Genomic DNA, 22,545 nt, shown 5'->3' with positions numbered 1-22,545 from the left:
GGAAAAATCAATGAAAAAAGAACAAATTCCTAATGTATTAACTATTGGTAGAATTCTCTTCATACCTCTCTTTATTCTTATTTTGACTTTGGGCCATTCACAAGGCAGTCATTTGCTGGCAGCGATCATCTTTGCAGTTGCTAGTATAACGGATTATCTTGATGGCTACCTTGCTCGTAAATGGAATGTAGTCAGCAATTTTGGAAAATTTGCTGATCCGATGGCCGATAAACTGTTGGTTATGTCAGCTTTTATCATGTTGATTGAGTTAGGTATGGCTCCAGCTTGGGTTGTTGCTATTATCATCTGCCGTGAACTTGCGGTGACAGGCTTGCGTTTGTTGCTTGTTGAGACGGGAGGGACAGTTCTAGCAGCAGCGATGCCAGGGAAAATCAAGACCTTTAGTCAGATGTTTGCCGTTATCTTTTTGCTCTTACATTGGAATTTAATTGGTCAGCTGTTGCTTTATATAGCTTTGTTTTTCACCATCTACTCTGGTTATGATTATTTCAAGGGTAGCGCTCATGTATTCAAAGGGACATTTGGTTCGAAATGAAATCGATTATTGAAGTAAAAGATCTGTCTTTTCGTTACAAGGAAGATCAGGATCATTATGACGTTAATAACGTCTCGTTTCACGTGAAACGGGGAGAATGGCTTTCGATTGTAGGTCATAACGGGAGTGGGAAATCGACAACTATCCGTTTGATTGATGGATTGCTTGAAGCAGAGTCTGGGGAAATCTGGATAGATGGGCAATTGCTGTCCTCTGAGAATGTTTGGAACTTACGCCGTCAAATTGGTATGGTTTTTCAAAATCCAGATAACCAATTTGTGGGGGCAACTGTTGAAGATGATGTCGCCTTTGGTTTAGAAAACCAGGGACTTCCTCGTGAAGAAATGAAGAAGAGAGTGGCTGAATCTTTGGAGTTGGTAGGTATGCTAGACTTTAAGAAGAGAGAACCAGCTCGTTTATCTGGTGGACAAAAACAGCGTGTGGCTATTGCGGGAGTTGTTGCCCTGAGACCAGCTATTTTGATTTTGGATGAGGCTACAAGTATGTTGGACCCCGAGGGACGAAGAGAACTGATTCAGACAGTTCAAGAGATTCGAAAAGACAACCAGATGACAGTCGTCTCCATTACACATGACTTAGAAGAAGTTGCGATGAGTGATCGTGTCTTGGTCATGAAAAAAGGCCAAGTGGAGTCAACCAGCAGCCCAAGAGAACTTTTTTCTCGGACTGACCTTGACCAGATAGGGTTAGATGAGCCTTTTACTAATCAATTGAGAGAATCTTTGAGAGAGACTGGTTATCAGTTGCCGGATGGCTATTTGACAGAAGGAGAGCTAGAGGACAAGTTATGGGAATTACTCTAGAAAATGTGAGCTTTACCTATCAAGAGGGGACTCCCCTATCTTCATCAGCCTTGACTGATGTTTCCTTGACGATTGAGGATGGTTCCTATACGGCTTTGGTAGGGCACACAGGTAGTGGGAAATCAACGATTTTACAGCTTTTAAATGGCCTATTGGTACCAAGTAAGGGTTCTGTTCGAGTTTTCGATACCGTCATTACCCCTACATCAACCAATAAAGAAATTCGTCAGATTCGAAAGCAAGTCGGTCTAGTGTTTCAATTTGCTGAAAATCAGATTTTCGAAGAGACTGTTTTGAAAGATGTTGCATTTGGACCGCAAAATTTTGGAGTTTCTGAGGAAGAGGCCAAGAAAATTGCGCGTGAAAAGTTAGCTTTGGTAGGCATCGATGAGTCACTCTTTGAGCGCAGTCCTTTTGAACTTTCGGGTGGTCAGATGAGACGTGTGGCTATAGCAGGTATGCTAGCCATGGAGCCAACTGTCTTGGTTTTGGATGAGCCGACAGCAGGACTTGATCCTTTGGGCAGAAAAGAATTGATGACCTTATTTAAAAAACTCCACCTTTCTGGAATGACAATCGTTCTGGTAACGCATTTGATGGATGATGTAGCTGCATATGCTGATCAGGCCTATGTTATGGAAAAGGGACGTTTGGTCAAAAGTGGCAAACCGAGCGAAGTTTTCCAAGATGTAGCCTCTATGGAAAAAGTACAGTTAGGTGTGCCTAAAATCACAGCCTTTTGTAAACGTTTGGCAGATAGAGGTGTAGCTTTTAAAAAATTGCCAATCAAGATAGAGGAGTTTAAGGAGTCGCTAAATGGATAGTATGATTTTAGGGCGTTATATACCGGGGAATTCCATCATTCATCGCTTGGATCCACGTAGTAAATTGCTTGCCATGATCCTGTTGATTTTGATTGTATTTTGGGCCAATAATCCCCTCACCAATGTCATTCTGTTTGTAGCGACAGGTATATTTATCGCTTTGTCGGGCGTTTCTCTCTCATTTTTCGTTCAGGGATTAAAATCCATGTTCTTCTTGATCGCCTTTACGACTCTTTTTCAACTCTTTTTCATTTCAAGTGGAAATGTCCTATTTGAGTTTTCTTTTATAAGAATAACGGATTATGCTTTGCAACAAGCAGGAATCATTTTCTGTCGTTTTGTGTTGATTATTTTCTTTTCAACCTTGCTAACATTAACGACCATGCCTTTGAGTCTGGCAGCTGCAGTTGAAGCTCTTTTAGCACCGCTGAAACGCGTGAAAGTTCCCGTTCATGAAATTGGCCTCATGTTATCAATGAGTTTGCGTTTTGTTCCAACATTGATGGATGACACGACGAGAATTATGAATGCTCAAAAAGCTCGTGGAGTTGACTTTGGCGAAGGTAGCATCGTTCAAAAAGTAAAGGCTATGATTCCAATTTTAATTCCTCTTTTTGCGACGAGCTTAAAGCGTGCAGATTCATTGGCAATAGCCATGGAAGCGCGTGGTTATCAGGGAGGAAAGGGTAGAAGTCAGTATAGACAGTTGAGATGGAGTCAAAAGGATACACTGGCAATTCTTGTGATTTTGGTACTGGGATGTTTCTTATTTGTCTTAAAATCTTAGTAGGTTTGTAGGATTGATAAGAAGCTCACAGTAGCAGGTTTTTAGTATAAAGGTAGGAATATGAACCGTTTTAAAAAATCAAAATATCTAATCATCGTTTTTGTCACAGTTTTGGCAGTTTCTGTTCTATTAGTGACAACCTATTCAAGCGCTATTGTGACGAAACTAGGAGATGGGATTTCCTTCGTAGATAGAATTGTTCAAAAACCCTTTCAGTGGTTTGATACTTTCAAATCGGATTTGGGACATTTGACGCAGACTTACAATGAAAATGAGAGTCTAAAGAAACAGCTCTATCAACTAGAGGTGGAGTCTAATCAATCAGAAAGTTTAAAAAATGAAAATGAACAACTACGTCAGTTGCTGGATATGAAGTCAAAATTGCAGGCAACAAAAACCATTGCAGCAGATGTGATTATGCGAGTTCCAGTATCTTGGAAACAAGAGTTAACAATTGATGCGGGAAGTTCAAAAGGAGCTTCTGAAAATATGTTGGCCATTGCAAACGGGGGTTTGATTGGTAGTGTTTCAAAGGTGGAGGATCATTCAACAACGGTCAATCTATTGACAAACACCGAAAATTCAGACAAAATTTCTGTTAAAATCCTGCATGGTTCTACTGAAATTTACGGGATTATCGTTGGTTATGATAAGGAGTCAGAACTGCTTGAAATTAGCCAATTAAATAGTAACAGTGACATTAGCGCAGGAGACAAGGTGACTACAGGGGGGCTCGGAAACTTTAATGTTAAGGATATTCCTGTTGGAGAGGTTGTTGCTACAACACACAGCAGTGATTATCTAACAAAGGAAGTAACAGTAAAGTTAAGTGCTGACACCAAAAATCTTCATGTAGTTGAGTTAGTGGGGAATTAGTAATGAGACTGTTAAAACAAATTGGTATTTTCTTTTTACTCCCTTTTGTTGTACTAATTGATGCACATATTGGACAATTAGCGGGATCCTTCTTCCCTCACTTTCATTTAGCAAGTCATTTTCTGTTTTTATTTCTCTTGTTTGAGACAATTGAGGTTTCAGAATATCTCTATCTAGCTTACTGCTGTATAGTGGGTTTGGTGTACGATATCTATTTTTTCCACTTGATAGGAATTGCGACACTTCTATTTATCTTGATAGGTGCTTCGCTCCATAAGTTTAATAGTGTAATTTTGATGAACCGTTGGACAAGAATGTTAACAATAGTTGTGATGAGTTTCCTATTTGATATGGGGAGCTATCTCCTTGCCCTTGCTATGGGATTGACAGTAGAATCGATGCCAGTTTTCATCGTCTATAGTCTTGTCCCATCAATGATTTTAAACTTTTTATGGATGCTTATTTTCCAATATATTTTTGAAAAATGTTATCTATAAGAAAGAAATAAAAATGTAACAAAGGCGTAATATTTATTATGTCTTTTTTTGGTATACTAGTAATGTCTTAAATAGAAGGAGTATCTACACAATATGAAGAAAAAAATCTTAGCGTCACTTTTATTAAGTACAGTATTAGTGTCTCAAGCGGCGGTATTGACAACTGTCCACGCTGAAACAACTGATGAAAAGATTGCTGCTCAAGATAGTAAGATTAGTAATTTGACATCTCAACAAAAAGAAGCTCAAAAACAAGTAGATGAAATCCAAACGCAAGTTACAGCTATCCAAACTCAACAAACGAACTTGGAAGCTGAGAACGAAACTCTACAAGCTGAATCTAAAAAACTTGAAGGAGAAATTACAGAGCTCTCTAAGAACATTGTTGCTCGTAATGAATCTTTGGAGAAACAAGCACGTAGCGCACAAACTAACGGTGCTGCAACTAGCTACATCAATACAATTGTAAACTCAAAATCAATTACGGAAGCTATTTCACGTGTTGCAGCGATGAGCGAGATTGTATCAGCTAACAATAAAATGTTGGAACAACAGAAAGCTGATAAGAAATCTATTGCTGAAAAACAGGTTGCAAATAATGAAGCAATCAACACTGTCATTGCGAACCAACAAACGCTTGCAGACGATGCACAAGCATTGACAACAAAACAAGCAGAGTTGAAAGTTGCTGAGTTAAACCTTGCTGCAGAGAAAGCTACTGCAGAAAGCGATAAAGCTACTTTGTTGGAACAAAAAGCAGCAGCAGAGGCAGAAGCAAAAGCGGCAGCTGAAGCAGAGGCGGCTTACAAAGCTCGTCAAGCAAGCCAACAACAATCAGTAGTTGCTTCAGGAAATACAAGCTTCTCTGCTCAAGTACAAGCGACATCAACATCAACATCTGATGATGAGGATTCAAGCTACACTCCAGCACCTGCTCCAACTCCTGCTAGACAACGTCCAACATATAGCTCAAATGCATCAAGTTACCCAACAGGTGAATGTACTTGGGGAGCTAAGACATTGGCACCTTGGGCTGGAGACTACTGGGGGAACGGAGCTCAGTGGGCAACAAGTGCAGCTGCAGCAGGATTCCGTACAGGATCAACTCCACAAGTTGGTGCGATTGCATGTTGGAATGATGGTGGTTATGGACACGTAGCGGTTGTTACAGCAGTTTCATCATCATCTCGTATCCAAGTATCAGAATCAAACTACGGTGGAGATCGTACAATCGGAAACAAACGTGGATGGTTCAACCCAACTACAACTTCTGAAGGTTACGTAACATACATCTATCCAAACTAATGAACCAAATAAAGAGGCTCGATTTGAGTCTCTTTTCTTTTTTAGTTTTAAGTTAGACCAAAAACTAGTAAAAACACTTGAAAATATTGATAAAATGTGGTAGAATGAAACTTGTCGTGTAAACGATAATACTCATTCTTGATGAATTGTGAAACTGTTGCCCTCGGGTCGTTTTGCAAGTTGAAGTCGAGGAGAGGAAAAAAACAAAAAGGAGAAATACTCATGGCAGTAATTTCAATGAAACAACTTCTTGAGGCTGGTGTACACTTTGGTCACCAAACTCGTCGCTGGAACCCTAAGATGGCTAAGTACATCTTTACTGAGCGTAACGGAATCCACGTTATCGACTTGCAACAAACTGTAAAATACGCTGACCAAGCATACGACTTTATGCGTGATGCTGCAGCTAACGATGCAGTTGTATTGTTTGTTGGTACTAAAAAACAAGCTGCTGACGCTGTTAAAGAAGAAGCAGAACGTTCAGGTCAATACTACATCAACCACCGTTGGTTGGGTGGAACTCTTACTAACTGGGGAACTATCCAAAAACGTATTGCTCGTTTGAAAGAAATCAAACGTATGGAAGAAGAAGGAATCTTCGACGTTCTTCCTAAGAAAGAAGTTGCACTTCTTAACAAACAACGTGCACGTCTTGAAAAATTCTTGGGTGGTATCGAAGACATGCCTCGTATCCCAGATGTAATGTACGTAGTTGACCCACATAAAGAACAAATCGCTGTTAAAGAAGCTAAAAAATTGGGTATCCCAGTTGTAGCGATGGTTGACACAAACACTGATCCAGACGATATCGATGTAATTATCCCAGCTAACGATGACGCTATCCGCGCTGTTAAATTGATCACAGCTAAATTGGCTGACGCCATCATCGAAGGACGTCAAGGTGAAGATGCAGCAGCAGTTGAAGCAGAATTTGCAGCTTCAGAAGCTCAAGCTGACTCAATCGAAGAAATCGTTGAAGTTGTAGAAGGCGACAACGCTTAATTCATATAAATAGTAATTACCTAGGAGGGCGGGGCCTAGCCCAGCTCTCCTATTTTTAAAAAATATAGGAGAATCAAAATGGCAGAAATTACAGCTAAACTTGTAAAAGAGTTGCGTGAAAAATCTGGTGCCGGTGTTATGGACGCTAAAAAAGCGCTTGTAGAAACAGACGGTGATATCGAAAAAGCGATCGAATTGCTTCGCGAAAAAGGTATGGCGAAGGCAGCTAAGAAAGCTGACCGTGTTGCTGCAGAAGGTTTGACTGGTGTATTTGTTAATGGTAACGTTGCAGCAGTAGTTGAAGTAAATGCTGAAACTGACTTCGTTGCGAAAAACGCTCAATTCGTTGACTTGGTAAATGCAACAGCTAAAGTAATTGCTGAAGGTAAACCAGCTAACAACGAAGAGGCTCTTGCTTTGACAATGCCTTCAGGTGAAACTCTTGAAGCTGCATATGTATCTGCAACAGCTACAATCGGTGAAAAAATCTCATTCCGTCGTTTTGCTTTGCTTGAAAAAACAGATGCACAACACTTTGGAGCATACCAACACAATGGTGGCCGTATCGGTGTTATCTCTGTTATTGAAGGTGGAGACGAAGCTCTTGCTAAACAAATCTCAATGCACATTGCTGCGATGAAACCAACAGTTCTTTCTTACAAAGAATTGGATGAGCAATTCGTTAAAGATGAGTTGGCACAATTGAACCACGTAATTGATCAAGACAACGAAAGCCGTGCAATGGTTGGTAAACCAGCTCTTCCACACTTGAAGTATGGATCCAAAGCTCAATTGACTGACGAAGTCATCGCCCAAGCAGAAGCTGACATCAAAGCTGAGTTGGCTGCAGAAGGCAAACCAGAAAAAATCTGGGATAAAATCATCCCAGGTAAAATGGACCGCTTCATGCTTGACAACACTAAAGTTGACCAAGCATACACACTTCTTGCACAAGTCTACATCATGGACGACAGCAAGACAGTTGAAGCATACCTTGAATCAGATAACGCTTCAGTAGTTGAGTTCGCTCGCTTTGAAGTTGGTGAAGGTATCGAAAAAGCTGCGAACGACTTCGAAGCAGAAGTTGCAGCTACAATGGCAGCAGCCTTGAATAACTAATAGAAAAGGAAGCAAATTGCTTCCTTTTTCTTTTTGTCTAGAGAGTAGATTCTGTATGAGTAAACAAAAAGCCCTTTAATAAGGGCTAAGTGCATTTAGGAGGCTACACTTCAAATTCATAGAGTGCTGTAGACAAATAACGTTCGCCGTTATCCGGTGCTAAAGCAAGGACTTTCTTACCTGTACCTAATTTCTTGGCAACTTCAATTGCCCCGTAAATCGCTGCAGCTGAAGAAATCCCAACAAGGAAGCCTTCTTTTCCACCAATTTCACGGCCAAGCGCTAGAGCATCATCTGACGTTACGCGGACGATACCATCATAGGCCTTTGTATCAAGTGTTTCAGGAATAAATCCAGCTGAGATACCTTGAATTTTGTGAGGTCCTGGTTTTTCACCAGACAAGATAGCTGACTCGTCTGCCTCAACTGCATAAACTTGAATGTTTGAATTTGCTGCTTTAAGAGCGTGAGAAACACCTGAGATCGTTCCACCGGTGCCAACACCACCTACAAAAGCATCTAGTCCATCAGAACCGAAAGCAGCCAGTATTTCAGCTCCTGTTGTTCTTTCGTGTACTTCTGGATTAGCTGGATTATTAAATTGGAGTGGAAGGAAGCCGTCACGTTCAGTAGCGATTTCCTGAGCTTTAGCAATAGCCCCTTTCATTCCTTCGCTACCAGGAGTAAGGACGAGTTCAGCACCATAGGCTTGGATAATCTTACGTCGTTCCACACTCATCGTTTCAGGCATGACGATAACAACTTTATATCCTTTAGCAGCACCAACCCATGAAAGACCGATACCAGTGTTTCCACTCGTTGCTTCAACAATGGTAGCACCCGGTTTTAGAATACCATCTTGTTCCGCTTTTTCAATCATGCTAAGGGCAATACGGTCTTTTACTGACGAACCAGGGTTAAAAGCTTCTAGTTTAACATAGACATCTGCAGCACCCTCTGGAACAATGTTGTTAAGTTTAACAATTGGTGTTTGTCCGATTAGTTCAGTGATATTGTTATAAATAGTCATAGATGTACCTCTTTGTATAAGATGATACTAGTATAACGTGCTCAAGGATATTTGTAAAATATAGAAATCCTATCGAAGCGATAGGATTTTTTTATATCAAAGGTCTAAGCTATTAATTTTCAATCGATTGTGATAAGCCAATTCTAATAAATAGGTGTAAAGGGGAAGAATATCCGTTTTCTTAGGAAATTCAAATTTGTGGTAACTAAAATGTTCATTATGTGCTTTTAGAAAGACATTCTCTAAATAAGTGATTGTAATCTCACTATCGTCTATACCTGCTCCTGCAGTTTCCATTTCAACGTTGACAATGTTCATCAAAAAGAGTGACTTAACAGACATCTTGCGACCAGTAGCGCCTTGCTTATCTGTAAAGATGATACGAATATTTGTAAAGATGATTGCGTCACGAATGAGCTTATATCCACTTTGGATTTCTTCATTCTCTAGTAGGTATTGTCCATACTCTTTAATAAGAGTCTCTTTGTTCTCCTCGCTAAAGTTTCCAGCAAGTCCTTGAATAAATTTCCCAAAAGCCATAATTTCTCCTTCGTTTACACTAGGTTTACAGGGACTTCAACTTCTCGTAAACCTTGATCTGTTAAAGTAACCTTTCCATTAAAGAACTCAACAAGAGCAGCTTTGATCTTTTCTTTCTCTTCCTTATCAACATAGATCATTGTAGCAATTTGATCTGTAAAGTTTGTATCCAGCTCCATGAGATGATGCTCTCTAAGGAAATTGCCATATTCTTGATACTGAGCGTAAGACATCTGAATGGCTATGCCAGCCTGCTCTTTGATTTCAATAATGCCAATTTCTTTGACAGCCAAGGCTACACTACCTGCATAAGCACGGATCAAACCACCAGCTCCTAGCTTAATTCCTCCAAAGTAGCGTGTCACTACCACACAGAGGTTGGTTAGATTATGATTTTCTAAGACACCCAGCATAGGGATTCCAGCAGTACCACTAGGCTCCCCATCATCACTCGTACGCTTGATTTCACTGCGTTCCCCTAGAATAAAAGCAGAGCAATTATGGGTGGCTTTATAGTGTTCTTTTTTGATGGTAGTGATGAAGTCACGAGCCTCTTCTTCGCTATAAACACGCTTGACATGACAGATAAATCGGGATTTTTTGATTTCTTCTTGGACCTGCCCATCCTCTTTAATTGTTCTAAATTCCATGATTTAATTGTACTAAAAAAATATCTAAAGTGCTAGATTTTTACGAATATTAAAGTATGAAAGTAAATCCAAATTACCTCGGTCGCTTGTTTACTGAGAAAGAATTAACTGAAGAAGAACGACAGGAAGCAGTGAAACTGCCAGCAATGAGAAAAGAGAAGGGGAAACTGTTTTGTCAACGTTGTAATAGTTTGATTCTAGAAGAATGGTATTTGCCTATTGGCGCCTACTATTGCAGGGAGTGCTTGCTGATGAAGCGAGTCAGGAGTGATCAAGCTTTATACTATTTTCCGCAGGAGAATTTTCCTAAGCAAGATGTTCTCAAATGGCGTGGTCAGTTAACCCCTTTTCAAGAAAAAGTGTCAGAGGGACTGCTTCAAGCGGTGGACAAGCAAGAGCCAATCTTGGTTCACGCTGTAACAGGAGCTGGAAAGACAGAGATGATTTACCAGGTTGTGGCTAAGGTGATTGATGAAGGTGGTGCAGTTTGTTTAGCCAGCCCTCGAATTGATGTGTGTTTGGAGCTGTATAAACGACTGCAGAATGACTTTGCTTGTGAGATAGCACTACTTCATGGTGAGTCAGAACCTTATTTTCGAACACCACTAGTTGTTGCAACGACTCATCAGCTGTTAAAATTTTATCATGCTTTTGACTTGCTGATAGTGGATGAAGTAGATGCCTTTCCTTATGTTGACAACTCTGTTCTTTACTATGCTGTAAACCAATGTGTAAAGGAGGAGGGGCTAAGGATATTTCTTACAGCGACCTCTACAGATGAGTTAGATAAGAAGGTTCGCACTGGAGAATTAAAACGATTGAGCTTGCCAAGACGATTTCATGGAAATCCATTGATTATTCCAAAACCAGTTTGGTTATCAGACTTTAATCGCTATATAGAAAAGAGTCAGTTGTCTCCAAAGTTAAAGTCCTACATTAAGAAGCAGAGAAGAACAAGTTATCCGTTGTTAATCTTTGCATCTGAGATTAAGAAAGGCGAGAAACTGAAAGAACTCTTGCAGGAACAGTTTCCAAATGAAAACATCGGATTTGTGTCCTCTATCACAGAAAATCGATTAGAGCAGGTACAAGCTTTTCGAGATGGAGAGTTGACAATCCTTATTAGTACGACAATTTTGGAGCGTGGGGTCACCTTCCCTTGTGTGGATGTTTTCGTTGTAGAAGCTAATCATCGTCTCTTTACCAAGTCTAGCTTGATTCAGATTGGAGGGCGAGTTGGGCGCAGTATGGATAGACCGACTGGTGAATTGCTCTTCTTTCATGATGGATTAAATGTTTCCATTAAAAAAGCAATCAAGGAAATAAAGCAGATGAACAAGGAGGCAGGCTTATGAACTGTTTATTATGTGGACAGACAATAAAGAGTGACCTGATGTTTTGTCACCTCTTGCTGTTTAAGAATGAGAACAACTATCTTTGTTCAGATTGTGAGTCTACTTTTGAGAAAATTGGTGAGGACTATTGCCCGAACTGTATGAAAACAGGGCTGTCAACCGTGTGTCAAGACTGTAAATTTTGGTGTAAAGAAGAGATTCTAGTCAATCATAATGCAATCTTCACCTATAATCAAGCTATGAAAGACTTCTTTAGTCGATATAAGTTTGATGGGGATTTTCTACTTAGAAAGGTTTTTGCTCCTGTTCTTGCTAATGAATTGAAAAAGTATGGAGACTATCAATTTGTTGTTATTCCCCTAAGTCCTGAAAGATTGCTTGAGAGGGGATTTAACCAGGTTGAAGGTTTGGTTGAGGCAGCAGGTTTTTCTTTTCAAGATTTACTAGGGAAAAGAGAAGAGACGGCTAGTTCTTCTAAGAATCGCTCGGAACGATTAGCTACCGAAATTCCATTTTTTATAAAAACTGAAGCCCCTCTTCCTAAGAAAATTTTGGTTATTGATGACATCTATACAACAGGTGCGACTGTCAATCGTGTGAAGCGTCTTTTTGAAGAAGCAGGAGCTTTGGATGTTAAAACTTTTTCCCTTGTAAGATGAGGAAAAAATTTGCAAAATGAAAATGAAAGCGCTATAATATAGTTAGAAAAACAAAAATGTTTAGAAAGAAGGTACTTATATGATTAAATATAGTATCCGTGGTGAAAACCTAGAAGTAACAGAAGCGATTCGTGATTATGTAGTTTCTAAACTCGAAAAGATCGAAAAGTATTTTCAACCTGAGCAAGAGTTGGATGCACGTGTGAATTTGAAAGTTTACCGTGAAAAAACAGCAAAAGTTGAAGTAACGATTCCACTTGGATCTATTACTCTCCGTGCAGAAGATATTTCTCAAGATATGTATGGCTCTATCGATCTAGTAACTGATAAAATTGAACGTCAGATTCGTAAAAATAAAACAAAAATCGAACGTAAAAATAAAAATAAAGTTGCGACAAGCCAACTCTTTACAGATGCCCTAGTTGAAGATGCAAATGTTGTGCAACCAAAAGTTGTTCGTTCAAAACAAATTGATTTAAAACCAATGGATTTAGAAGAAGCGCTTCTTCAAATGGATTTGTTGGGACATGATTTCTTTATCTATGTAGACGTAGAAGATCAAACAACAAATGTTTTGTATCGTCGTGAAGATGGTGAAGTTGGTTTGTTAGAAGTGAAAGAATCATAAAATAGAATTTTTAAAGTGGTTTACACCAGTGTAAGCCACTTTTGTATTACATTATTATAAAAGGTATAAATGGGGGCAGTTATGAAAGACGTGGTGATTGTTTCGGCAGTGCGAACTCCAATAGGCTCCTTTGGAGGAAGTTTGAAGAATGTTTCAGCTGTTGATTTGGGAGCTTTGGTTATTAAGAGTGCTTTGGAAAAAGCCAATGTCAAACCAGAGCTAGTAGATGAAGTGATTATGGGGAATGTCCTAGGCGCAGGTTTAGGTCAAAACGTAGCTCGTCAAATGAGCATACACGCAGGACTCCCTGAATTTACACCAGCCTTTACCATCAACAAGGTTTGTGGTTCTGGTTTGAAGGCCGTGCAGTTGGCTGCTCAAGCGATTCGATGTGGCGATGCAGATATTATCGTAGCTGGTGGTGCAGAAAACATGAGTCAGGCTCCATACGTTTTGCCAAGCTTCCGTTGGGGCGGCCGTATGGGCGATTCAAAAGTGGTAGATACCATGATTAAGGACGGTTTGTCTGATGCCTTTAACGAATACCATATGGGAATTACAGCCGAGAATGTGGCTGAAGAATATGGTGTCAGTCGAGAAGAGCAAGATGCTCTTGCTTTAGAGTCACAAAAACGAGCAGTTGCAGCTATAGAATCTGGTCGCTTTAAAGAAGAGATTATTCCAGTTGTCATTCCTCAACGCAAAGGCGATCCTATCGTTTTTGATACAGATGAATATCCTAGAAAAGATGCTAGCTTGGAGAGTTTGTCTAAGCTAGGTCCTGTTTTCAAAAAAGACGGTTCTGTCACAGCGGGAAATGCTTCAGGAATCAATGACGGGGCAGCAGCTGTCTTAATCATGAGTTCTGAAAAAGTGGAAGAATTAGGACTTTCAGTGATTGCCCGCATTCGTTCGTATGCAAGTGCAGGTTTGGATCCTAAGATGATGGGATGTGGACCGATTTATGCGACTCGCAAGGCTCTTGAAAAAGGCAATTTGACAGTTGAAGATCTCGACTTGATTGAGTCAAATGAAGCCTTTGCTGCCCAGGCTTGTGCAGTTGGTAAAACACTTGGTTTCAACACAGATATTGTCAACGTCAATGGTGGCGCCATTGCTCTTGGTCACCCAATTGGGGCTTCCGGTTGCCGTATCCTAGTAACTCTGGTACATGAGATGATGAAACGTGATGCTAAAACTGGGTTAGCGACTCTCTGTATCGGAGGAGGGATGGGGACTGCCCTTATCGTGGAACGTTAGGTGTTAGTGATCTGAACACGTGGGTAGGAGGGTGATGATTCCCTCCTCTTTTTGTGTCTGAAGTTAGAGAAATCAATCATGAAAGAAGGGCTTGCATCTTTTAAAAGGTCGCTTTTTAAGGGTTTTTGTGATATAATAATGCGCAAGAGGTTTAGAATGAAAAAAAATAATTTAATCCCGTTTTCTGCAGTCTTGCTAGGACTTGCAACTTTCGGAATCTTAACTTTGCTGATTATTTTTTCACATAATCTTGCTGTAACAATCACTGTTTTGTTTTTATTTGTACTGCTTTATTTGCTTTTATTCGTTTGGCAAAAAAAACAGTATGAAAAGAGCGAAATTGAACAAATCCAATATGTAAATCACCAAGCCGAAAATAGCTTGAGTACTTTGCTTGATCAAATGCCGGTGGGAGTCCTGAAATTAGACTTATCAAGCGGAGAAGTGGAATGGTTTAATCCCTATGCTGAGCTGATTTTAACTACTGAAGAAGGGGAAATTGATGTTGAGTTAATTCGAACCATCATCAAGGCTTCTGTTGGGAATCCAGGTTCGTATGCTACCTTGGGCGAAACACGATATGCTGTCCATATGGACAAGGCTTCAGGTGTTTTGTATTTCTTTGATGTTTCTGGAGAGTACGAAGCAACTGTCGAATTGGTAACTAGTCGTCCAGTCATTGGAGTCATCTCAGTAGATAACTATGATGATTTGGAGGATGCGACATCGGACTCCGATATCAGCCATATCAATAGCTTTGTAGCTAATTTTGTTTCAGAATTTGCTAGTAAGTATGCTATGTTTTCTCGCCGTGTGGGGATGGATCGTTTTTATGTATTCACAGATTACACGGTACTAGAGGAATTGATGAATGATAAATTCTCTGTTATTGATACTTTCCGAGAAGAATCAAAACAAAGGCAGCTACCCCTAACTTTAAGTATGGGATTTTCTTATGGTGATGGAAACCATGAAGAAATAGGGAAAATTGCCTTGCTCAACTTGAACTTAGCAGAAGTTCGCGGTGGTGACCAGGTGGTGGTCAAGGAAAATAACGAAACCAAGAATCCAGTCTACTTTGGTGGAGGAACTGCTGCATCTATCAAACGTACTCGTACACGTACCAGAGCCATGATGACAGCCATTTCTGATAAGATTCGAAGTGTTGACCAGGTTTTTGTAGTCGGTCATAAAAATCTAGATATGGATGCTTTGGGCTCTGCTGTCGGTATGCAGTTGTTTGCAAGTAATATTATCGAGAACAGTTATGCTGTCTACGATGCAGACCATATGCCAGCAGATATCGAACGTGCTATTCAGTTCTTGAAGAAAGAAGATATCACGAAACTTTTATCTCTTACAGATGCGATGAAGCTAGTTACAAACCGTTCATTATTGATTCTGGTGGATCATTCCAAGACGGCTTTGACTTTGTCAAAAGATTTTTATGATTTGTTCACTCAAACTATTGTTATTGACCATCATAGACGTGATCAGGATTTCCCTGAGAATGCAGTCATCACCTATATTGAAAGTGGGGCAAGTAGTGCCAGTGAGTTGGTCACAGAATTGATTCAGTTCCAAAATTCTAAGAAAAATCGTTTGAGTCGTATGCAGGCCAGTGTTTTGATGGCTGGTATGATGCTGGATACCAAGAATTTCACATCTCGCGTGACGAGCCGAACCTTTGATGTGGCTAGCTATCTGAGAACACGGGGAAGTGACAGTATTGCTATCCAGGAGATTGCTGCGACAGATTTTGAAGAGTACCGTGAGGTAAATGAACTCATTTTACAAGGTCGTAAGTTAGGTTCAGATATCTTGATTGCCCGAGCTAAGGACTCAATGTCTTATGACACAGTTGTTATCAGTAAGGCTGCCGATGCTATGCTGGCTATGTCAGGTATTGAAGCCAGCTTCGTTCTAGCAAAAAATACACAAGGATTTATCTCTATCTCGGCTCGAAGTCGTAGTAAAATCAATGTGCAACGCATTATGGAAGAGTTGGGTGGCGGTGGTCACTTTAATCTAGCTGCCGCGCAAATCGAGAATATGAGTCTAACAGAAGCAGGAGAAAAATTGACTCAACTAATCTTGGAAGAAGTAAAGGAAAAGGAGAAAGAAGAATGAAAGTAATCTTTTTAGCAGATGTCAAAGGAAAAGGGAAAAAAGGCGAAATCAAGGAAGTGCCAACTGGCTACGCTCAAAACTTCCTGATTAAAAAGAATTTGGCTAAGGAAGCGACTGCTCAAGCAGTGGGTGAGTTGCGTGGAAAACAAAAATCTGAAGAAAAAGCTCATGCAGAGATGATTGCTGAAGCAAAGGCTATCAAGGCCAAGCTAGAAGCAGAAGAAACGGTTGTAGAGTTTGTTGAAAAGGTTGGACCAGATGGTCGTACATTTGGATCCATCACCAACAAGAAGATTGCAGAAGAATTGCTTAAGCAATTTGGTATTAAGATTGACAAACGCAATATTCAAGTGCAAGCACCAATTCGAGCAGTAGGTTTGATTGATGTACCAGTGAAGATCTACCAAGATGTTACAAGTATCATCAATCTTCGTGTAAAAGAAGGTTAAGTTTACAACTTCTTGACAAGATTGTAAAAGGAAGGAAAGTCAGATGGCAGAAGTAGAGGAACTGCGAGTTCAACCTCAGGATATTTTAGCAGAACAATCTGTTCTGGGGGCTATTTTTATAGATGAGAGTAAGCTCGTTTTTGTCCGAGAATACATTGATTCTCGTGACTTCTTTAAGTATGCTCATCGGTTGATTTTCCAAGCGATGGTAGATTTGTCGGATCGTGGGGAAGCGATTGATGCGACGACGGTTCGGACGATTTTGGATAGTCAAGGGGATCTCCAAAATATTGGTGGCTTGTCTTACCTTGTTGAAATTGTCAACTCTGTACCAACTTCAGCTAATGCAGAATATTATGCTAAAATCGTAGCTGAAAAGGCTATGCTACGTCGCTTGATTTCCAAGTTGACAGAGTCTGTCAACCAAGCTTATGAGGCTTCTAAGCCTGCAGATGAAATCATTGCTCAGGCTGAAAAGGGGCTCATTGATGTTAGCGAAAATGCCAATCGTAGTGGGTTCAAGAACATCCGTGATATTCTAAATATCAACTTTGGGAACCTAGAAGTTCGGTCACAACAAACAACGGATATCACAGGTATTGCAACGGGCTACCGTGATTTGGACCATATGACGACAGGTCTTCATGAGGAGGAGTTAATTATCCTAGCGGCGCGACCAGCGGTTGGTAAGACGGCCTTTGCCTTGAACATTGCTCAGAACATCGGGACTAAGTTGGACAAGACGGTTGCTATCTTTTCGCTAGAAATGGGTGCAGAAAGCCTAGTAGACCGTATGCTGGCAGCAGAAGGTTTGGTGGAGTCTCATTCTATCCGTACTGGTCAATTGACTGATGAGGAGTGGCAAAAATATACCATTGCTCAAGGGAATCTAGCCAACGCGAGTATCTATATTGATGATACGCCAGGGATTCGGATCACGGAAATTCGCTCTCGCTCACGTAAACTGGCTCAAGAAACAGGCAATCTAGGCTTGATTTTGATCGACTACCTACAGCTTATCACAGGTACTGGTCGTGAGAACCGCCAACAAGAAGTCTCTGAAATTTCTCGTCAGTTGAAAATTCTAGCCAAGGAATTAAAGGTTCCAGTCATTGCTCTTAGTCAGCTATCTCGTGGAGTGGAACAGCGTCAAGATAAGAGACCAGTCTTGTCTGATATTCGTGAATCGGGTTCTATCGAGCAGGATGCGGATATTGTAGCCTTTCTATACCGTGACGACTACTACGATCGTGCGGGTGAAGAAGAGGAAGGAATTCCAAATAACAAGGTTGAGGTTATTATTGAGAAAAATCGTAGTGGAGCTCGTGGAACGGTGGAATTGATTTTCCAAAAAGAATACAATAAATTTTCAAGTATCTCAAAGAGGGAGGCATAAAATGTCAGATGCATTTACAGATGTAGCCAAGATGAAAAAAATCAAAGAAGAGATCAAGGCACATGAGGGACAAGTCGTTGAAATGACTTTGGAGAATGGCCGTAAGCGCCAAAAAAATAGATTGGGTAAGCTAATTGAGGTTTATCCATCTCTATTTATCGTTGAATTTGGGGATGTTGAAGGAGACAAACAAGCCAATGTCTATGTTGAATCCTTCACCTACTCAGATATCTTGACAGAAAAGAACTTGATTCGCTATCTAGACTAAGAATCCTAAAATGAAGTGAGCTTTGCTCACTTTTTTCTTTTTCTCCCGAATAGTATAAACGAGGGTAACCTCGGAAATTTATATTATTAAGGAGAATGAATGACGTTTTTTAAATCAGGAGTTAAGAAGAGTAGATATACTCAGTTGGGTTTAGGGCTGGCTACTTTGTTTGTTACAAGTACCTTTTTGTTTGGTGGAGAATCGGTTCAGGCCGATAGTGTAGCGCGTGGAGATGACTATCCGCTTCACTACAAAAATGGTAGTGTTGAAATCGATCAGTGGCGGATGTATTCTCGCCAGTGTACCTCTTTTGCGGCCTTTCGTTTGAGTAGTGTAAATGGCTTTGAGATTCCTCCTGCCTACGGAAATGCGAATGAATGGGGACATCGTGCAAGGCGAGAAGGCTACCGTGTGGATACTAAGCCAGAAGTTGGGGCTATTGCTTGGTCGACAGAAGGATATTATGGGCACGTGGCCTGGGTATCAAATGTATCAGGGGATACGATTGAAATCGAAGAGTATAACTATGGGGTTCGAGAAAAGTATAACCGTCGAAAAGTCAAGGCTAGTTCGATGACAGGTTTTATTCATTTCAAGGATTTATCTACTAGCCATAGTGCGGGTGAGAATACTCGTAACTCAGAGCTTCCGTCCAGTGGGACAATAGTATTCGCGGGGGAATCGCCGATTATGGACCAACCGTCGAGTACAGGACAGGTTATTGACTACTATTATGCTGGTGAGAGTGTGAGTTATGATCAAGTTCTTGAAAAGGACGGTTATAAGTGGCTCGGTTATTTGTCTTATAGCGGTTCTAGAAGATATGTGCAGTATGCAGAGTTAAGCAATACAGAGAATGGATGGAAAAAAGAAGGAGGGAGTTGGTATTACAGAGAGAATGGTAAGCTAGCGACAGGATGGAAAAAAGTTAACGGCAATTGGTATCATTTAAAAGAAAATGGGGCCATGTCAACTGGATGGATTAAGGATGGCTCTCATTGGTATTATCTAAAGGCTTCGGGTGAGATGCAGACGGGATGGCTTAAAGACAAGGGAACTTGGTATTACTTAGAGGAATCTGGCCAGATGAAAGCTAGTCAATGGTTCCAAGTCTCGGGCAAACATTACTATGTCAATGCTTCGGGAGCCTTAGCTGTTAATACGATTATTGATGGCTACAGACTAGACAGTGATGGGGTAAGGATAGGAAGTGTCTCTTAAACATCATACAGGCTTTCTTCTTGTTGATAAAATTTTAAAATGGATATCGAATTAGTTGACGTTCTTTGAATAGTATAATATAATAATATTAAAAACTATAAAGGGGCATTGTCTAATGGACAAGAGGAAAGTTATTTTAACAAGTTTAGCAAGTGCAGCTGTATTGGGTGCTAGTGTACTCGTTTCACAGCCTTCAGTAGTTAAGGCAGATGAAGGGAAAGCAGAAGAGCAGGCGGTTGCTCCTGCACAACCACAAGCTGGAACAGAAGTGGAGAGCGATGCTCAAACTGAAAAGGGATCAGAAAACGCTAGTCCAGCTAATCCTGGTGCGACAAATCCAGCTAAGATGACCAAAGAAGAGTTGATGAAGGCTTTGGATGAACTTGAGGAACAGGCTATTAGTGATATTAAGGATAAGGAAGCAATTGAGGACAAAGAGGATGCAGCTGAAGCTGTGAAGGAATATATCGGTAAGATGTATATTTCAGATACTCTTGAGTCTGGAGAGCTCAGCTTAGATAATATCATCGCTGAATTGCCAGAAGGTGCAGAAGATAAGGCTGTGGTAACAGGTCCTGAAGTTCAAACTAATAAAAAATTATCTACTGAGGAGAAAACCCTACTAGACCAAGCTGAAAAAGATGCCAAAGAACAAGTTTCTCAAGCGACGGATGCTCTGGTTCAAGCCCTAGAATCTCTTGAAAATGCTGTAATTGAAGATATTAAAAAAGACGCTTCAATCATCGATAAAGAAGCGGCTATCAAAGAAGCCAAAGAAGAGATTGGTAAAGAAAATCTTTTGAAGGCTATCGCAGATGAGGATTTGGAGATTGGTGATGTTATTGTAGACTGGCCAGCAGATACGAGCGAGCACAAAACAGTAGCTGAACCTGTATCAGAATTCACAGATGAAGACCAAGCTAAGTTAGATGAAGCTGATAAAGAGGCTCAGGTTGATGCAGCTAAAGTTCGCTCAGATTTAATCGCTACCCTAGAAAAAATTGAAAGAGAGACAATCGACGACATCAACAAAGATGCCACTATCACTGATAAGGAAGCAGCGATCAAGGCAGCTAAAGAAGTGATTGGCAAGGATGCTATCTTGAAAGCTATCGAAGATGGCGATATCGAAGCGTCCGACTTACTGGCAGATTTCTTGGCAGAAGACAGCGATCAGGTGACACCGGCCGAAGCGATGAGCCAAGACGATTTCTCAAGTCAAGACCAAGCTAAACTTGCTGCGGCCGACAAGGAAGCAGCGGAAGAAGCAGCAAAAGTTCGAACAGAATTGCTTTCAACGCTTGAAGGTATTGAAAAATCAACAATCGACGACATCAACAAAGATGCTACTATCACTGATAAGGAAGCAGCGATTAAGGCAGCTAAAGAAGTGATTGGCAAGGATGCTATCTTGAAAGCTATCGAAGAAGGTGACATTGAAGCGTCTGACTTGTTGGCAGATTTCTTAGCAGAAGACAGTGATCAGGTAACACCAGCCGAATCAAAAACTCAATCTCAACTTTCAAGCCAAGACCAAGCTAAACTCACTGCAGCAGATAAGGAAGCAGCCGAGGAGGCTAAGAAAGAGGAAGAAGCTAAGCAAGCTGCAGAAGCTAAGGCTCACAGCGAATTGTTGACTGCTCTTGAAGGTATCGAAAAATCAACCATTGATGACATCAACAAGGATGCCACTATCACTGATAAGGAAGCAGCCATCAAGGCAGCTAAAGAAGTGATTGGCAAGGATGCTATCTTGAAAGCTATCGAAGATGGCGATATCGAAGCGTCCGACTTGCTGGCAGATTTCTTGACAGAAGACAGTGATCAAGTAACACCAGCTGAAGCAAAAACTCAATCTCAACTTTCAAGCCAAGACCAAGCCAAACTTGCTGCAGCAGATAAGGAAGCAGCGGAAGCAACAGCAAAAGTTCGCTCAGATTTAATCACTACCCTAGAAAAAATTGAAAAAGAGACAATCGACGACATCAACAAAGATGTCACTATCACTGATAAGGAAGCAGCGATTAAGGCAGCTAAAGAAGTGATTGGCAAGGATGCTATCTTGAAAGCTATCGAAGATGGCGATATCGAAGCGTCCGACTTACTGGCAGATTTCTTGGCAGAAGACAGCGATCAGGTGACACCGGCCGAAGCGATGAGCCAAGAAGATTTCTCAATCCAAGACCAAGCTAAACTTGCTGCAGCGGACAAGGAAGCTGCGGAAGAAAATAGTAATGTGAAAAAACTTGAGCTAAGTAAATTAGAAGAGCAAGTTGCTAAGATTAAAGCACAATTATCAAGTTTACAAGTTTCTGGTGACAAGAATAGTCAAGTAAAAGACTTGCAACAAGCTTTAGTCGACTATGAGGATGCTATTAAGGCTCTAAGTAGTGTTATGTCAGCTGTTCTTGAAATTGAAGACTTTAAAGGTGGGGTGAACGCAGTAGAAGCTGCAACTGCAGAGTTGCCAGAATACAACAAAGGTGTAAATGCGGTAGAAGCTGCTGTAAATGAACTCCCAGCCTATGGCGAAAGTGGCACTCCAGCCGTAGCGAATGTCCCAGTCTATGCAGAAAGTGGTACCCCAATAGTAAACAATGCTCTGCCTTATGCAGAAAGTGGCACCCCAGCTGTAGCGAATATCCCAGCCTATGGAGAAAATGGCACTCCAGCCGTAGTGAATGTTCCAGCTTATGCAGAAAGCGGAACCCCATCCGTAGCGAATGTCCCAGCTTATGCAGAAAGCGGAGCTCCAGCCGTAAATGAAGTTCCAGTTTATGGCGAAAGTGGCGTCCCAGCCCTAGCAAATGTTCCAGTTTATGCAGAAAGTGGCGTCCCAGCCCTAGCAAATGTTCCAGTTTATGCAGAAAGTGGTGCTCCGGCAGTGGCTACTATTCCAGCCTATGCTGAAAAGATTGAACCTGCAGTAAATGAAGTTCCAGAATACACTGGCAGTGTAGCTCCTTTGGCTACAAACCCTACTCTTGGAACTGAACAAGATCGTACCTACAAAGCGCCTGCAGCAACAGATGAGCAACTCCTTCCAAATACAGGAAGCCAAGATGCTTCAGCAGTTGCATCGCTAGGATTTATTGGTCTCCTTCTTGGTTTGCTACCATTTGCAAAGAGAAAATTGAACAAATAAATCGCATGAAATCAATAAAAGAAA

At 40.9% G+C, this 22,545-nt stretch carries 22 protein-coding genes; 19 read left to right on the top strand and 3 right to left on the bottom strand.

The window, feature by feature from the left end:
* Window positions 1-10: 10 nt before the first annotated feature.
* From pgsA to tsf, 9 genes are all read left to right on the top strand, one after another.
* Window positions 11-556 carry a CDP-diacylglycerol--glycerol-3-phosphate 3-phosphatidyltransferase gene (gene pgsA / locus FD735_RS09695; protein ID WP_139659078.1) on the top strand — a complete coding sequence of 182 codons (546 nt, stop codon included), beginning with the start codon at window positions 11-13 and terminating at the stop codon, window positions 554-556.
* On the top strand, window positions 553-1,380 hold the full coding sequence (locus FD735_RS09690) for an energy-coupling factor ABC transporter ATP-binding protein (RefSeq protein WP_139659077.1): 828 nt from the start codon (window positions 553-555) through the stop codon (window positions 1,378-1,380). Before pgsA ends, FD735_RS09690 begins: the two co-directional genes overlap by 4 nt.
* Entirely contained in the window at window positions 1,365-2,204 is an 840-nt protein-coding gene (locus FD735_RS09685) for an energy-coupling factor transporter ATPase (RefSeq protein ID WP_084944240.1), read from the top strand. The genes FD735_RS09690 and FD735_RS09685 overlap by 16 nt, the downstream gene beginning before the upstream one ends.
* Complete coding sequence (locus FD735_RS09680; RefSeq protein WP_139659076.1) at window positions 2,197-2,991, top strand: energy-coupling factor transporter transmembrane protein EcfT; 795 nt, start codon at window positions 2,197-2,199, stop codon at window positions 2,989-2,991. Before FD735_RS09685 ends, FD735_RS09680 begins: the two co-directional genes overlap by 8 nt.
* 60 nt (window positions 2,992-3,051) lie before the next feature.
* Complete coding sequence (gene mreC, locus FD735_RS09675) at window positions 3,052-3,867, top strand: rod shape-determining protein MreC (RefSeq protein ID WP_139659075.1); 816 nt, start codon at window positions 3,052-3,054, stop codon at window positions 3,865-3,867.
* A gap of 2 nt (window positions 3,868-3,869) precedes the next feature.
* Complete coding sequence (gene mreD, locus FD735_RS09670) at window positions 3,870-4,364, top strand: rod shape-determining protein MreD (RefSeq protein WP_049477904.1); 495 nt, start codon at window positions 3,870-3,872, stop codon at window positions 4,362-4,364.
* A 93-nt stretch (window positions 4,365-4,457) separates the two neighbouring features.
* Window positions 4,458-5,669, top strand: a complete 1,212-nt coding sequence (gene pcsB, locus FD735_RS09665; protein WP_139659074.1) for a peptidoglycan hydrolase PcsB — start codon at window positions 4,458-4,460, stop codon at window positions 5,667-5,669.
* Between the two features lie 222 nt (window positions 5,670-5,891).
* Window positions 5,892-6,671, top strand: coding sequence for a 30S ribosomal protein S2 (rpsB, locus tag FD735_RS09660; protein ID WP_000268475.1), 780 nt, complete (start codon window positions 5,892-5,894; stop codon window positions 6,669-6,671).
* A gap of 78 nt (window positions 6,672-6,749) precedes the next feature.
* Window positions 6,750-7,790, top strand: a complete 1,041-nt coding sequence (tsf, locus tag FD735_RS09655; RefSeq protein ID WP_139659073.1) for a translation elongation factor Ts — start codon at window positions 6,750-6,752, stop codon at window positions 7,788-7,790.
* Window positions 7,791-7,893: 103 nt separating this feature from the next.
* On the opposite strand, the gene cysK is transcribed toward tsf, so the two are convergent.
* The 3 genes from cysK to FD735_RS09640 all read right to left on the bottom strand — a co-directional run bounded on the left by cysK (window position 7,894) and on the right by FD735_RS09640 (window position 10,010).
* Window positions 7,894-8,820: a cysteine synthase A gene (cysK, locus tag FD735_RS09650; protein WP_139659072.1), complete on the bottom strand. Its 927-nt coding sequence runs from the start codon at window positions 8,818-8,820 to the stop codon at window positions 7,894-7,896.
* Window positions 8,821-8,916: 96 nt separating this feature from the next.
* On the bottom strand, window positions 8,917-9,360 hold the full coding sequence (locus tag FD735_RS09645) for a PH domain-containing protein (protein ID WP_139659071.1): 444 nt from the start codon (window positions 9,358-9,360) through the stop codon (window positions 8,917-8,919).
* Between the two features lie 14 nt (window positions 9,361-9,374).
* A complete protein-coding gene (locus tag FD735_RS09640; RefSeq protein WP_139659070.1) occupies window positions 9,375-10,010 on the bottom strand; it encodes a YigZ family protein in 636 nt (211 codons plus the stop codon).
* A gap of 56 nt (window positions 10,011-10,066) precedes the next feature.
* Here FD735_RS09640 and FD735_RS09635 point away from each other — a divergent pair, with 56 nt between their 5' ends.
* The 10 genes from FD735_RS09635 to FD735_RS09590 all read left to right on the top strand — a co-directional run bounded on the left by FD735_RS09635 (window position 10,067) and on the right by FD735_RS09590 (window position 22,521).
* Window positions 10,067-11,365: a DEAD/DEAH box helicase gene (locus tag FD735_RS09635; protein ID WP_139659069.1), complete on the top strand. Its 1,299-nt coding sequence runs from the start codon at window positions 10,067-10,069 to the stop codon at window positions 11,363-11,365.
* Window positions 11,362-12,024, top strand: coding sequence for a ComF family protein (locus FD735_RS09630; protein ID WP_139659068.1), 663 nt, complete (start codon window positions 11,362-11,364; stop codon window positions 12,022-12,024). The genes FD735_RS09635 and FD735_RS09630 overlap by 4 nt, the downstream gene beginning before the upstream one ends.
* A 79-nt stretch (window positions 12,025-12,103) precedes the next feature.
* Window positions 12,104-12,652 (top strand): ribosome hibernation-promoting factor, HPF/YfiA family, encoded by a 549-nt coding sequence (raiA, locus tag FD735_RS09625; RefSeq protein WP_000599111.1) that lies wholly within the window; start codon window positions 12,104-12,106, stop codon window positions 12,650-12,652.
* Between the two features lie 81 nt (window positions 12,653-12,733).
* A complete protein-coding gene (locus FD735_RS09620; protein WP_139659120.1) occupies window positions 12,734-13,912 on the top strand; it encodes an acetyl-CoA C-acetyltransferase in 1,179 nt (392 codons plus the stop codon).
* Between the two features lie 156 nt (window positions 13,913-14,068).
* Window positions 14,069-16,042 (top strand): DHH family phosphoesterase, encoded by a 1,974-nt coding sequence (locus FD735_RS09615; protein WP_139659067.1) that lies wholly within the window; start codon window positions 14,069-14,071, stop codon window positions 16,040-16,042.
* Window positions 16,039-16,491, top strand: a complete 453-nt coding sequence (gene rplI, locus FD735_RS09610) for a 50S ribosomal protein L9 (RefSeq protein WP_000864208.1) — start codon at window positions 16,039-16,041, stop codon at window positions 16,489-16,491. Before FD735_RS09615 ends, rplI begins: the two co-directional genes overlap by 4 nt.
* 43 nt (window positions 16,492-16,534) lie before the next feature.
* Window positions 16,535-17,887, top strand: coding sequence for a replicative DNA helicase (gene dnaB / locus FD735_RS09605; RefSeq protein WP_000852476.1), 1,353 nt, complete (start codon window positions 16,535-16,537; stop codon window positions 17,885-17,887).
* A gap of 1 nt (window position 17,888) precedes the next feature.
* Complete coding sequence (locus FD735_RS09600) at window positions 17,889-18,155, top strand: Veg family protein (protein WP_001278165.1); 267 nt, start codon at window positions 17,889-17,891, stop codon at window positions 18,153-18,155.
* Between the two features lie 99 nt (window positions 18,156-18,254).
* Complete coding sequence (locus FD735_RS09595; RefSeq protein ID WP_139659066.1) at window positions 18,255-19,376, top strand: CHAP domain-containing protein; 1,122 nt, start codon at window positions 18,255-18,257, stop codon at window positions 19,374-19,376.
* Window positions 19,377-19,491: 115 nt separating this feature from the next.
* On the top strand, window positions 19,492-22,521 hold the full coding sequence (locus tag FD735_RS09590) for an SIALI-17 repeat-containing surface protein (protein WP_139659065.1): 3,030 nt from the start codon (window positions 19,492-19,494) through the stop codon (window positions 22,519-22,521).
* Window positions 22,522-22,545 lie beyond the last annotated feature (24 nt).

Source organism: Streptococcus sp. 1643 (assembly GCF_006228325.1).
In the GTDB taxonomy this organism is placed as follows: Bacteria; Bacillota; Bacilli; order Lactobacillales; family Streptococcaceae; genus Streptococcus.
Note: the sequence above shows the minus strand (reverse complement) of the source record. Positions and strands in the feature narration are given on the sequence as shown.